This is a genomic window from Saccharothrix sp. CCNWYY140 (assembly GCF_037401995.1).
Lineage (GTDB): Bacteria > Actinomycetota > Actinomycetes > Mycobacteriales > Pseudonocardiaceae > Actinosynnema.
In genome coordinates this window covers 14898-27956 of the sequence record NZ_JBBEGC010000097.1, presented here as the reverse complement: position 1 = coordinate 27956, position 13059 = coordinate 14898, and the positions used below count along the sequence as shown (strand labels likewise).

Annotated in this window: 9 protein-coding genes; 4 read left to right on the top strand and 5 right to left on the bottom strand. The window is 70.2% G+C overall.

The annotated features are described in order from the left end of the window. Positions 1 to 221: 221 nt before the first annotated feature. The 3 genes from WBN91_RS30140 to WBN91_RS30130 form a co-directional block, all read right to left on the bottom strand. Complete coding sequence (locus WBN91_RS30140) at positions 222 to 1769, bottom strand: glycosyltransferase family 87 protein (RefSeq protein ID WP_337723529.1); 1548 nt, start codon at positions 1767 to 1769, stop codon at positions 222 to 224. A gap of 108 nt (positions 1770 to 1877) precedes the next feature. After that, the gene (locus tag WBN91_RS30135; RefSeq protein ID WP_337723528.1) at positions 1878 to 4874 is read right to left on the bottom strand and encodes a transglycosylase domain-containing protein; all 2997 of its coding nucleotides are present in this window, start codon (positions 4872 to 4874) and stop codon (positions 1878 to 1880) included. A gap of 94 nt (positions 4875 to 4968) precedes the next feature. Next, positions 4969 to 5373, bottom strand: a complete 405-nt coding sequence (locus tag WBN91_RS30130) for a DUF5318 domain-containing protein (RefSeq protein ID WP_337723527.1) — start codon at positions 5371 to 5373, stop codon at positions 4969 to 4971. Positions 5374 to 5539: 166 nt separating this feature from the next. Here WBN91_RS30130 and WBN91_RS30125 point away from each other — a divergent pair, with 166 nt between their 5' ends. Both WBN91_RS30125 and WBN91_RS30120 read left to right on the top strand, forming a co-directional pair. After that, complete coding sequence (locus WBN91_RS30125) at positions 5540 to 6082, top strand: PadR family transcriptional regulator (protein WP_337723526.1); 543 nt, start codon at positions 5540 to 5542, stop codon at positions 6080 to 6082. Positions 6083 to 6111: 29 nt separating this feature from the next. Then, the gene (locus WBN91_RS30120) at positions 6112 to 7203 is read left to right on the top strand and encodes an inositol-3-phosphate synthase (protein WP_337723525.1); all 1092 of its coding nucleotides are present in this window, start codon (positions 6112 to 6114) and stop codon (positions 7201 to 7203) included. Positions 7204 to 7261: 58 nt separating this feature from the next. Here WBN91_RS30120 and WBN91_RS30115 read toward each other — a convergent pair whose 3' ends face one another. Both WBN91_RS30115 and WBN91_RS30110 read right to left on the bottom strand, forming a co-directional pair. After that, complete coding sequence (locus tag WBN91_RS30115; protein ID WP_337723524.1) at positions 7262 to 7987, bottom strand: SDR family NAD(P)-dependent oxidoreductase; 726 nt, start codon at positions 7985 to 7987, stop codon at positions 7262 to 7264. Between the two features lie 4 nt (positions 7988 to 7991). Further along, positions 7992 to 8630 carry an HAD family hydrolase gene (locus WBN91_RS30110; protein WP_337723523.1) on the bottom strand — a complete coding sequence of 213 codons (639 nt, stop codon included), beginning with the start codon at positions 8628 to 8630 and terminating at the stop codon, positions 7992 to 7994. A gap of 133 nt (positions 8631 to 8763) precedes the next feature. Here WBN91_RS30110 and WBN91_RS30105 point away from each other — a divergent pair, with 133 nt between their 5' ends. Both WBN91_RS30105 and WBN91_RS30100 read left to right on the top strand, forming a co-directional pair. Continuing rightward, positions 8764 to 10773, top strand: coding sequence for a PhoX family protein (locus WBN91_RS30105; RefSeq protein WP_337723522.1), 2010 nt, complete (start codon positions 8764 to 8766; stop codon positions 10771 to 10773). Positions 10774 to 10932: 159 nt separating this feature from the next. Beyond that, on the top strand, positions 10933 to 13017 hold the full coding sequence (locus WBN91_RS30100) for a PhoX family protein (RefSeq protein ID WP_337723521.1): 2085 nt from the start codon (positions 10933 to 10935) through the stop codon (positions 13015 to 13017). Positions 13018 to 13059 lie beyond the last annotated feature (42 nt).

Sequence of the window (13059 nt, the reverse complement as noted above, 5' to 3'; positions counted from 1 at the left end):
CTGTGGTAGCCCTTCGGGCAGGCCATACGGGGATGACGGAAGAAGCCCAAGTTGGGAGGTCTGCTGCGCGAGCTTCGAGGAAAGCCGCCCTTCGGGTGCGAAGGGCTGTGGGCGAAGAGCGTGCCCTGCGCCTCTGCCCTCCCGACTTGCGCATTACTCGTCTATGCGCTGCCCGACCCGACCTCTGGGCGCCCGCTCGACCGCGAGCGCCCGTCCGGCCGCTAGGCCGCGTGGGCCGGTGTGCGGCGGCCGAGCCGCAGCACTCGGCGGTCGGGCGCCTCGTCCAGGAAGCCGCCGCACGGGTCGTCGTCGCCCGACCGGCGCACCAGGTCCAGCGACGGCCGGTAGATCTCCCGCACGATGAACGCGCACAGCACGACCACGGCGACGTCCCGCACCAGCACCGCGCCCAGGAACCAGTCGATCGGCAGGCCCTTGTTCTCCACGCCCAGGTAGAAGAACATGCGCGGCACCCACACCAGGGCGTCCACGACCATCCACGCCAGCAGCAGCCGCCAGCGCGGCAGCGCCAGCACCGCCAGCGGTACCAGCCACAGCGAGTACTGCGGGCTCCACACCTTGTTGGTCAGCAGGAACGCGGCCACCACCAGGAAGCCCAACTGGGCCAGCCGGGGCCGGGTCGGTGCGGACAGGGCGATGAAGCCGATGGCGGCGCAGCAGATCAGGAACAGCGCCGCGCTGACCGTGTTCAACACCTCGGGCGCCTGGCCCTGCATCAGGCCGGGGTCGAAGCCCTTCCAGTCGGTCCACTGGGCGACCACGTTGTACAGCGAGTCCGGGTCCACCCCGCGCTCGGTGTTGAGCCGGAAGAACTCCCGCCAGCCGTCCGGGTACAGGTAGGCGATCGGCGCGTTGACCGCCGCCCACGTGAACACCGTCGTGGCCAGGGTGGTCAGGCCGGCCTTCATCCGGTCCGCCCGCCAGCACAGCAGCAGCAGCGGCCCGAGCAGGAACAACGGGTACAGCTTCGCCGCGCCGCCCAACCCCAGCAGCACCCCGGCGAGCACGGGTTTCTTGCGCGCCCAGGCCAGCATGCCCGCCGTGGCGAACGCGGTGGCCAGGGTGTCGAAGTTGGTGAACGCGTGCACGATGACCAGCGGCGACACGGCGACGATCGCGGCGTCCCAGACCCGCCGCCGCGCCAGCCGAGCCACGGCGAAGGCGGTGACCAGCCACGCGAAGCCCAGCCACAGGGCGGTGATGTCGAAGTACACGATCACCGTCATCGGGTTCGGCAGCCAGCCGCTCTCGGCGATCCGGGTCCAGCCCTGCGCCATGCGCGCGTTGAGCCACTGGAACAGCCCCGTCACCACCGGGTACTCCATGTACCGGACGTGGGCGGTGGGCTTGCCCTCGTCGTCGATCCACGACGTCTTGTAGGGGAACGTGCCCGGCTTGTCCAGGCGCTCCGCCGTGTACAGCGGCACGGTGTCCGAGTAGCACATGGCGGTGAACTGCTTGCTGCCCCGCCAGTCCAGCTGCACCACGCCGTTGGAGTCGACGTACTGCTGCACGCACGGCGACTTCTGGATGTAAGCGAAGCTCAACGTCACCACGGCGAGCAGCAGCACTACCCGCACCGGTGTCCAGAACCACTGCCGGCCGACCGAGGCGTGCCTGCCGACGGGACCGCCGAACGGCTTCGACACGGCCCGCGCCAACGGCTCGGTCCACGTCGGGTACGCCCGCTCCTCGGGGCTGAGCGAGTCCGTGTCGTCGGCGTCCGTGCGCTGCGAAGGGCTGACCACGTGCCGGATGCTACGGGCAGTGGCCGTCGGCGGGCGTGAAGAAGGCGCGGAAAAGCAGTGAGGCCCGGCGCGGTGGCCGGGCCTCACTGGGGCTGTTTCTCACCGGGGCTATCTCGTCGGTGGACTGCCGATCGGGTCTGTCGGCTGCGTGGTCGTGGTCTGGCAGCCGATGATGCCGCAGCCCGACGGCTTGGTGGGCTTGGGCGTCGTGGTCGTCGGCTCGTCCCGCGTGGTCGTCGGACGACCCGTGGTGGTCTTGTCGTCCTTGTCGTCGTCCTTGGACGTGGTGGTCGTCTGCGTCGGCTTCGGCGCTTCGAGCTCGCCGATCGGCTTCGGCTTGGGGAACGTCTCCTTCGGGGCGTTCGCCAGGGCGCGGTCCATGAACTTCTGCCAGATCTCGCCCGGCAGGCCCGCACCGTAGATCAGCTTGCCGCCGCTGTTGCGCAGCGCGACCGTGCCCGAGTCGGTGCCCATCCACACGCCGGCCGCCAGGGACGGGGTGTAGCCGACCATCCAGGCCTTCGAGTTCTCCTGGCTGTTCGGGAGCTCGTGGGTACCGGTCTTGCCGGCGCACTCGCGGCCGTTGGCGCAGCCGATCTTCGACGTGCTCGGGATGTGCTTGAGGACGTCGGTGACGTTGTCCGCGATGTCCTGGCTCTTCTGCGGGTCCGGGTCGAACGCGGGCCGGGTCACGTCGGTGTGCGTGTAGACGGCCTCGTCCTTCGCGTTGGTGATCTTCGTGACGAAGAACGGCTCGTGGTAGACGCCCCGCGCGGCGAAGGTCGCGTAGGTCGAGGTCATGTCGAACGGCCGGACCTGGGTCGTGCCACCGCCGATGGAGATGTTCGCGTCCGGCGCGTTGCCGTTCTCGTCCTCCAGCAGCGTGAAGGTCTTGCCGTTGACGTCGACCTTCTCCGGGATGCCCGCCTGGTGCGCCGCTTGGGCGACCTTGCCGGTGCCGACCTTGATGGCCATGTCGAAGAACACGGTGTTGACCGACTTGATCATGGCCTCGCGGACGCTGCAATTCTTCGGGTCCGCGCAGGCCACGCCGGGCGCGTTGCGCACCGGGTTGTCCGGGCCACGACCGGGGAACGTGCGCGGCGAGCTGCCGTCGTAGAGCTTGCCCGCGCCCTCGCCCTTCTGGAGCGCGGCGACGAAGTCGAACGGCTTGAACGACGAGCCGGGCTCCTGGAGCGTGCCGGTCTGGTAGTCGATGCCCTTGCCGTCACCGCCCCAGTACGCCTTCACCGCGCCGGTCGCCGGGTCGATGGCCGACATGGACGTCCGGAGCACCTCCGGCTCGCCCTCCATCACCTCGGCGATCACCTGCTCGGCCGCGGTCTGCATGGCCGGGTCGATGGTGGTGTGGACCGTCACGCCGAGCTTCTGGGCCCGTTCCAGGCCCCAGCCGTTCTTCTCCAGTTCCTGCTCGACCTGCATGCGGATGAACAGGCGGGCGCCGTCGAGGCCGCTGTTCTGCACCTCGTTGAGCGGCACTGGCGGCGGGTACTGGAGGGCGTCGCGGGAGGCCTGGTCCATGAACCCGAACTTGACCAGGTTGTCGGCGACGTACAGCCAGCGCTCCTGGCTGTAGGCCTGGTTCTCCGACTTGCCCGGGTTCTGGATCATCCCGGCCAGCAGCGCGGCCTCGGACTGCGTGAGCTTGCTCAGGTCGTCCTGGTTGAAGTAGACCTTCGCCGCTTCCTTGATGCCGTACGCGGAGCGCCCGAAGTAGATGGTGTTGAGGTAGGAGGTCAGGATCTCGTTCTTGTCCTGCTGCTCCGACATCTTGTAGGCCTTGACGACCTCGGTGAACTTCCGCGAGAGCGTCTCGTCGTCCTGCTCGGTCGCCTGCTTGACGTACTGCTGGGTCAGACCCGAGCCACCGCTCTTGCGGCCGGTGACCTGGTACCAGCCGGCGCGGGCGATGGCGCGGAAGTCGAAGCCCGGGTTGGTCTCGAACGTCGGGTCCTCGGCGGCGAACACCGCCTTCTTGACCACGTCCGGGATCTGGTCGTAGGTGATCATCGTCCGGTTCGCGCCGGACGGGGCGATCTTGGTCATCACCGAGCCGTCGGAGTACAGGATGGTGATCGCCTTGTTCTGCTTGGAGGCGGTCTCCTGCGGGTTCGGGACCTCCACCAGCTGGTAGGCGATCGCGAACGCGACGATCGGGCCGAGGATCATGAGGAAGAGGCCGACGTAGGAGACGCGCCGCACCCGCCGCCAGATCTTCTTCCGGCGCAAGGCTTTCTCCTCCTCCGGCGTGAGCTCCTCGTCGTACTCGTCGTCGTAGAACGGCTCGAGCTCGATCTCGTCCTCGCGGTGCGTGAGGAGTTCGGGCTCGCGGGCGACGGTCTGGTGCACCGGCGGGAGCAGGTCGGTCGGCTCCTCACCAGGCCTGCGCGGGCCGCCGGGACCGCCCACCGGGGGACGACCGGGGGGCACCGGGCCGGCGCCGGGGGCGCGCACACCGCCGGGAGGCGTCTGGGGGCGCAGCGGACCCCTGGGGACGTGCCGGGTCGCGTTGGGGTCGGCGTTGGCCGCGGAGGGCACGCCGGGAACACCGGGACCTGCGGCTCGCGGGGGCTGGCCCGGGGCTCGTGGTGGCTGTCCGCCGGGGCCGCCGAAGCCGCCCGCACCCGCCGCGCCGCGACCGGCGTCGGCCGGGCCGTGACCGGGACGGCCGGGGTCGCCGGGCTCGGGTGCGTGACGTCGGCCACCCTGCGGGATCCCGCCGGGCGGGGTGCCCGGGAAGCCGCCGGGAGGCGTGCCGGGGTTGCCGCCGGGAGGGGTGCCGGGAGCGCCGCCGCGCGGGATGCCGCCCGGAGGGGTGCCGCCTACCGGGGCACCGCCCACCGGGGCACCGCCGCGCGGGATGCCGCCGGGGGGCGTGCCCTGGGGTGGGCCGCCCGCCGGTGGGCGTGCGAAACCGCCCGGCGGGGTGCCGTGGCGCGGCTGGCGCTCGAAACCGCCCGGTGGCGTGTTCGGACGGTCCGGCTGATCGCCCGCCCCGCGGCGGGGCAGGCGGGCGTCCGGGTCCTCACCCGTCGGCCACTGCGGCTCCGCGCCACGGTGCCTGTCGTCATGCTGGTCGTTCACGAAATGGCCTCCCAGACCGGCGTGCCGTCGCACGCGGTTCGGTGGTCGTACGCCGTCGCCTTCGGCAGCGACGCCCGTGGCTGGAGCAGCACGTTCACTCCGCCGCGGTCCTCCTGCGCGGTTTGCGAGAGTTCACCCCGCGCGTTCCCAGGACGTATGACTGCACCAGGTGGTTCCAACTACATGTGCGGCAGACCTCGACTACGTACACGGTGAACTCCTCGAAAGAGTTCGCCATGCGGGTCAGCTCCTCGACGGTGCGCGCGGACCCGGCCGCGTGCTTGAGCTCGTCGCCGTAGACCCAGGACACGAGGGTCAGGGGTTCCTTGCGGCAGACCGGGCAGGTCACCTCGCTCGGCCGGCCGTGGAACTTCGCAGCTCGCAGCAGGTACGGGCTGGCGTCGCAGACCTCCATCGTGCCCACCCGGCCCGCGTAGACCTCCGCCAGCAGCGCGCGTCGCTGCAAGGCGTAGTCCACCACCTGCCGTTGGGTCAGCACGAGGACCAGAGTACGTGGCGGCAAAACCCCGTCGATGGGCCGTTCAGGGCAGTGCTCCCGATCACGGTGTGACCTTGTGCTTCCCGCCACATCTCGACGCGCGGATGGATGTATCGCACCGATATACTGAACACACCCATCGGGCAGCGTGTGCGGGAGGTGACGAGTGCTGGAGTTCGCCATTCTCGGGCTGCTGCACGAGGCGCCCATGCACGGGTACGAGCTGCGCAAGCGCTTGCACGAGCTGCTGGGGGCGTTCCGAGCGTTCTCCTACGGAACGCTGTACCCCACGCTGCGCCGTTTGCAACGCGCCGGGTGGATCGTCGAGGAGGCGCCGGAGGAGGCCCGCACCTGGGGTCGTCGTGCGCGCAAGGTCTACAAGCTCACCGCCGAGGGCAAGGAGCGGTTCGCCGACCTCCTGTCCAATGCGGGCCCCCAGACGTGGGACGACGACTCGTTCGGCGTCCACCTGGCGTTCTTCTCGCGGACCCCCGCGGAGATCAGGATGCGCATCCTCGAAGGCCGGCGGCGCCGGGTCGAGGAGCGGCGGGAAGGGCTGCGGACGGCTTTATCGGGCGCGAGCGAGCGGATCGACCGCTACACGCGCGAGCTGCACCGCATGGGGTTGGAGAGCACCGAACGCGAGGTGCGGTGGCTCAACGAGCTGATCGCGCACGAGCAGGCCGAACAGCGCGAGCGGGACGAATGACAGACGTAGAACACAAAGGAGGACTCGGCATGGGCGACAACCGCCGCACCGTTCGAGTGGCCATCGTCGGGGTCGGCAACTGCGCGGCGTCGCTGGTGCAGGGCGTCCAGTACTACCGCGACGCGGACCCGAGCACCCGCGTGCCCGGCCTGATGCACGTCCAGTTCGGCGAGTACCACGTCCGCGACGTCGAGTTCGTCGCCGCGTTCGACGTGGACGCCAAGAAGGTCGGCGTCGACCTGTCCGAGGCGATCGTGGCCAGCGAGAACAACACGATCAAGATCGCGGACGTGCCGCCGCTGGGCGTCACCGTGCAGCGCGGACCGACCCTCGACGGCCTCGGGAAGTTCTACCGGGAGACCATCGAGGAGTCCGACGAGGCGCCGGTGGACGTCGTCCAGGCGCTGCGCGACGCCGAGGTCGACGTGCTGGTGTCCTACCTGCCGGTCGGCTCCGAGGAGGCGGACCGCTTCTACGCGCAGGCCGCGATCGACGCGAAGGTGGCGTTCGTCAACGCCCTGCCGGTGTTCATCGCCTCCGACCCCGAGTGGGCGCGGAAGTTCACCGAGGCCGGCGTCCCGATCGTCGGCGACGACATCAAGTCCCAGGTCGGCGCGACCATCACGCACCGCGTGCTGGCGAAGCTGTTCGAGGACCGGGGCGTCCAGCTCGACCGCACCATGCAGCTCAACGTGGGCGGGAACATGGACTTCCTGAACATGAAGGAGCTCGAGCGGCTGGAGTCCAAGAAGGTCTCCAAGACGCAGGCGGTGACCTCGCAGGTCGACCGCGAGCTGGGCAAGCGGAACGTGCACATCGGCCCGTCGGACTACGTGGCGTGGCTGGACGACCGCAAGTGGGCGTACGTGCGGCTGGAGGGCCGGGCGTTCGGCGACGTGCCGCTGAACCTGGAGTACAAGCTCGAGGTGTGGGACTCCCCGAACTCCGCGGGCATCATCATCGACGCGGTGCGCGCGGCGAAGATCGCCCTGGACCGGGGCATCGGCGGCCCGATCCTGTCGGCGTCGTCGTACTTCATGAAGTCCCCGCCGGAGCAGTACTCGGACTCCGAGGCCCGCGACGCCGTCGAGGCGTTCATCCGCGGCGAGGTCGAGCGCTAAACCGCCTTGTCGACAAACGCCCCTGTGCCTTTTCCCGGCACAGGGGCGTTCGCGCTGGTCAGCGCTTGGACAGGCGCAGGGACTGCCAGGACCCGTCGGCCGTCCAGCCGCCGTCCACCGGCAACGCCACCCCGTTGATGAACGACGACCGCTTGGAGTCGGCCAGGAAGAGGACGGCCTGCGCGATGTCGTCGGGGTAGGCGAACCGCCCCATCGGCACGTGGTCGGTGATGTCGCTGTCGCCGTAGTGCCCGCCGGCCTGCGACTCGACGTCCATCTCCGTCTTCACCCATCCAGGGCACACGGCGTTGACCCGGACCCCTCGGGCGCCCCACTCGACGGCCAACGTGCGGGTCATGCCCACGAGCCCGTGTTTCGTGGTGTTGTAAGCCGCCCGATCGGCCACACCCCGCAGCCCCGCCACAGAGGCGATGTTCACCACAGCGCCCGAACCCTGCTCGAGCATCTTCCGCCCCAACGCCCGGGTGAGCAGGAACGGCCCGGTCAGGTTGACGGCAAGCATCCGCTGCCACTGCTCGACAGAGGTTTCTTCGAACGGCCAGATCCCCGCGATCCCGGCGTTGTTGACCAGGACATCGACCCTCTCCAGCCCATCAGCCAGCCGCTGGACGTCCGCCTCGGACGAGACATCCCCCACCACCCCACCAGGCGTCTCCCGAAGGTCGAACCCGACCACCCGAAACCCACCCTCCCGCAACACCTCGGCCACCCGAGCCCCGATCCCCTGAGCAGCCCCACTCACCACCGCAACCGGTTGATCCATGCGGTCAGCCTGCCAACGCGGCCGGCAGGTCCGAAAGCGCCGACAGGACCGTGACCTCGGCGAGCACCTCCGGGTCCGGGGGGAAGTGCGGGTTGGGGACGGCGTACACGGTCATGCCGGCGGCCAGGGCCGAGCGCAGGCCGTTGGTCGAGTCCTCCACGGCTGCGCACCGCGACGCCGTCACCCCGAGCTTCTCCGCCGCCAGCAGGTAGACGTCGGGTGCGGGTTTGCCGGCGCCCGCCTCCTCGCTGGACAGGGCGACCCCGACCACGTCGGCCAGGCCGGTGGCGTCGAGGAAGGACCTGATCAAGACCGGTGGTGAGGAGCTGGCGATGGCGACCGGCCACCTCGACGCGACCTCGCGGACCACCTCGACCGCGCCCGGCAGCACGGGTGGGCCGGCTTCGTAGCGGGTGGCCATCTCCTCGACGACGCCGCGCGCCACCTCGTCGGGGGTCAGGCGGACGCCCACGTCGGAGACCAGGTACGCGGCCCATTCCGGGGTGCTCATGCCCTGCATGGCGCGGGTCGACGTGGGTAGCCATGTGCCGCCGTGGCGGGACGCGAACGCGCGGCGCACCTCGTCCCACATCGTCTCGGAGTCCACCAGCACACCGTCGAGGTCGAACACCACCGCTTCCACGCCCGCCACCGTAGGCGAAGCACCGCGCGATCACAGCCGAGGACGTCCTCGTCGGTGAAGAACTGGTGGGTTAACAACCGGTGAACGCCGGCCTACGGTCAGTGCACCCGACCTGACCGTAGGAGCGCAGAACGTGCGACACCTTCCCCTGCTGCCCCACCACTCCCCGGGCCGTGCGGCGGTGACCTGCCGCTACCGCTGCGGCGACGCGTGCTTCCACGACGCACCCAACACCTCCGCCAACCCGTACTTCGGCGATCTGCTCAGCCGGCGTGCGGCGATCAAGGCCGGCGTGGTGGCGACCGCCCTCGCCGGCGTGGGCGTCCCGGCCGTCGCGTCCGCCGACGAGGCCGTCGACACCGAGGCCGCGGGGCACGGACGTCACACGCCCGGACTGGACTTCACCCCGGTGCAGCCGAACACCCGGGACGAGGTCGTGGTCCCCGAGGGCTACCGCCAGGCCGTGGTCATCCGCTGGGGCGACCCGCTGTTCCCCGACGCCCCCGAGTTCGACTTCGAGAACCAGACCGCCGCGGCCCAGGCCCGCCAGTTCGGGTTCAACTGCGACTTCGCCGCGGTGCTCCCGCTGGACGCCTCCGCCCGCACCAACCTCCTGGTCACCAGCCACGAGTACACCAGCGAGAGCTTCATGTTCCGCGGCTACGACCCCGCGAACCCCACCCGCGAGCAGGTCGAGATCGCGTGGGCCGCGCACGGCCTGTCGGTGGTGGAGGTCGAGCGGCGCGGCGGCCGGCTCACGCCCGCGTTCTCCCGCTACAACCGCCGCATCACGATGTCCACGCCGTTCGAGATGCGCGGCCCGGCCGCCGGCTCCGAGTACCTCAAGACCTCCGCCGACCCGACCGGCACCAAGGCGCTGGGCACGCTGAACAACTGCGCCGGCGGCGTCACCCCGTGGGGCACGATCCTGTCCGGCGAGGAGAACTTCAACCAGTACTTCGCCAACGGCGGCACCGACCCGCGCCGCGCCCGCTACGGCATCCCCGCGGGCGGCACCACCCGCAAGTGGGAGCGGTTCGACCCGCGCTTCGACGTCGCCCAGGAGCCCAACGAGGTCAACCGGTTCGGCTGGGTCGTCGAGATCGACCCGCACGACCCCGAGTCCACGCCGGTCAAGCACACCGCGCTGGGCCGGTTCAAGCACGAGTGCGCCAACGTCCGCATCGCCCGCGACGGCCGGGTGGTCGCCTACTCCGGCGACGACGAGCGGTTCGAGTACATCTACAAGTTCGTCTCCACCGGCAAGGTCCGTCCCGGCAACAGCCGGTCCGCGCGCCGGCACAACATGACCCTGCTCGACGACGGCACGCTCTACGTCGCCCGGTTCCACGGCGACAGCGACCCCGCCGAGATCGACGGCACCGGCAAACTGCCCGAGGACGGCAAGTTCGACGGGCGCGGCGAGTGGATCCCGCTGGCCCGCGGCGACAAGTCCTATGTGGACGGCATGACCGCCGAAGAGGTGTACGTGTTCACCAGGCTGGCGGCGGACAAGGTCGGCGCCACCAAGATGGACCGCCCCGAGGACATCCAGACCCACCCCCACACCGGCACGGTGTACTGCGCGCTCAGCAACAACGTCGACCGCGGCAAGCCCGGGAAGGAAGGCGCGACCGAGCCGAACCCGCGCACGTTCAACAAGCACGGCCAAGTGCTGGAGCTGCGCGAACGCGGCGGGGACGCGCTGTCCCTGCACTTCTCCTGGAACCTGGTCCTGGTCTGCGGCGACCCGGCCGACCCGAGCACCTACTTCGCCGGCTACGACAAGTCCAAGGTCTCGCCGATCTCCAGCCCCGACAACGTGGCCTTCGACCGGCACGGCAACCTGTGGATCTCCAGCGACTCGGCCGGCGCGCTGAACGGCCTCAACGACGGCCTGTACGCGATGCCGCTGCACGGCCCGGAACGCGGCCACCTCAAGGCGTTCCTCACCGTGCCGCGCGGCGCGGAGACCTGCGGCCCGGTGATCGGGGACCGGTTCGTCACGGTGTGCGTGCAGCACCCCGGCGAGGTGGACGGCGCGTCAGCGGACAACCCGGCCTCGCACTGGCCCGACGGCGGCGACTCCCAGCCTCGACCGTCCGTCGTGGCCGTGTGGCGCGACGGGTTCATCGGCGGCTAGCGAGGCGGTGCGATCACCACAGCACGCGCGGTGACCAGCCGGTTCCGGTCGGCAAGGGCTTGAGGTGTTCAGACCCCGTTCACCTTCCCGTCCTCTGGATGAGGCGTTGTGAACCTACGTTCGCCCAGGTTCCCACCTGAAGCGATCTCGGAGGTCCGCGTGTCCTCGTCCACCGATCGGGGCCGGCGACTGCTGCCCCTGCTGCCCAACCACCCCCTCGGGCGGTCGGCGATCACCTGCAAGTACCGCTGCGGCGACGCCTGTGCGCACGAGGCGCCCAACACGTCCGACAACTCCTACTTCGGCGACGTGGTCGGCGAGGTCGTGCGGCGGCGCGGTCTGCTCAAGGCCGGCGCGGTGCTGGCCGTCGCGGGTGCGGGCGCCGGTCTGGTCGGTGCGGGCACGGCCGCCGCGGACCCGGCGACCGACGCCGAGGTCGAGGCGCAGCGCCGCGGCGGTGGCCGGGACGGGCTGAACTTCGAGGCGGTCGCCCCGAACACCGAGGACCGGATCGTCACGCCCGAGGGCTACGAGTCGGCGGTCGTGATCCGCTGGGGCGACCCGGTGCTGCCGGGCGCGCCGGAGTTCGACTTCGACAACCAGACCGCCGCCGCGCAGGCCATGCAGTTCGGCTACAACAACGACTTCTGCGGCCTGGTCCCGCTGAACCACTGGAACCGCTGGCTCATGGTGAGCAACCACGAGTACACCAGCGAGGAGAACCTGTTCAAGAACTGGGACTCCGCCAACCCCACCAAGGAGCAGACCGAGATCGCGTGGGCCGCGCACGGCCTGTCGGTCGTCGTGGTCGAGCGCGACCACCGCAGCGGCAAGCTGCTGCCCAAGGTGGACAAGCACTTCAACCGCCGCCTCACGGTCAAGTCGGAGTTCAAGCTGACCGGCCCCGCGGCCGGCTCCCAGCACCTCAAGACCTCCGCCGACCCGACCGGCACCAAGGTGTTCGGCACGCTGAACAACTGCGCGGGCGGCGTGACGCCGTGGGGCACGATCCTGTCCGGCGAGGAGAACTTCAACCAGTACTTCGCCAACGCGGGCGCGGTGACCGACCCGGTGCAGAAGGCGCGCCTGGCCCGCTACGGCCTGTCCGGCGCCGCGACGACCCGCAAGTGGGAGCGGTTCGACAAGCGGTTCGACGTGGCGCAGGAGCCCAACGAGCCCAACCGGTTCGGCTGGGTCGTCGAGATCGACCCGCTGGACCCGACCTCCACCCCGGTCAAGCACACCGCGCTGGGCCGCTTCAAGCACGAGGGCGCGAACGTCATCGTGGCCCGCGACGGCCGCGTGGTCGCGTACATGGGTGACGACGAGCGCTTCGACTACATGTACAAGTTCGTCTCCGACGAGCGGTACAAGCCGGGCAACAGCCGCCACGCCCGCGAGCACAACAAGAAGCTGCTGGACAAGGGCACCCTGTACGTCGCCAAGTTCACCGGCGACAGCCCGGTCGCGGAGATCGACGGCACCGGCAAGCTGCCCGCGGACGGCGAGTTCGACGGTTCGGGCCAGTGGATCCCGCTGGCGGCGGGCGACAAGTCCTTCGTCGAGGGCTTCACCGCCGAAGAGGTCTACATCTTCACCCGCCAGGCCGCGGACAAGGTCGGCGCCACGAAGATGGACCGCCCCGAGGACGTCGAGCCCAACCCGCGCAACCGCCGCGTCTACGCCGCGCTCACCAACAACACCGACCGCGGGAAGGCCGGCAAGGAAGGCGCGACCGAGATGAACCCGCGCCTGAACAACCGCCACGGCCACGTGCTGGAGCTGGAGGAGCGCCGCGGCGACAACACCGCGCTGACCTTCTCCTGGAAGCTGCTGCTGGTCTGCGGCGACCCGACCTCGGCGGACACCTACTTCGGCGGCTACGACAAGACCCAGGTCTCGCCGATCTCGTGCCCGGACAACGTGGCCTTCGACTCGCAGGGCAACCTGTGGATCTCCACCGACGGCAACGCCCTGAAGTCCAACGACGGCCTGTTCGCCGTGCCGGTGGAGGGCAAGTACCGGGGCCGGCTCAAGCAGTTCCTGACCGTGCCGAAGGGCGCGGAGACCTGCGGCCCGGTCGTGCAGGACGACTTCGTGCTGGTGTCCGTGCAGCACCCGGGCGAGATCGACGGCGCTTCGGCGAACAACCCGGGTTCCCACTGGCCCGACGGCGGCACCTCCCAGCCGCGCCCGTCCGTCGTGGTGACCTGGAAGAAGGACAAGGGCCGCATCTGCGGCTGACCCCGGAGCGGACCCGGGCGGGTGCCCCCCGTCCGGGTCCGC

Coding starts and splice junctions, on each gene's coding strand:
- WBN91_RS30120 (WP_337723525.1), top strand. CDS start 6,112: ATGGGCGACAACCGCCGCACCGTTCGAGTGGCCATCGTCGGGGTCGGC.
- WBN91_RS30115 (WP_337723524.1), bottom strand. CDS start 7,987: ATGGATCAACCGGTTGCGGTGGTGAGTGGGGCTGCTCAGGGGATCGGG.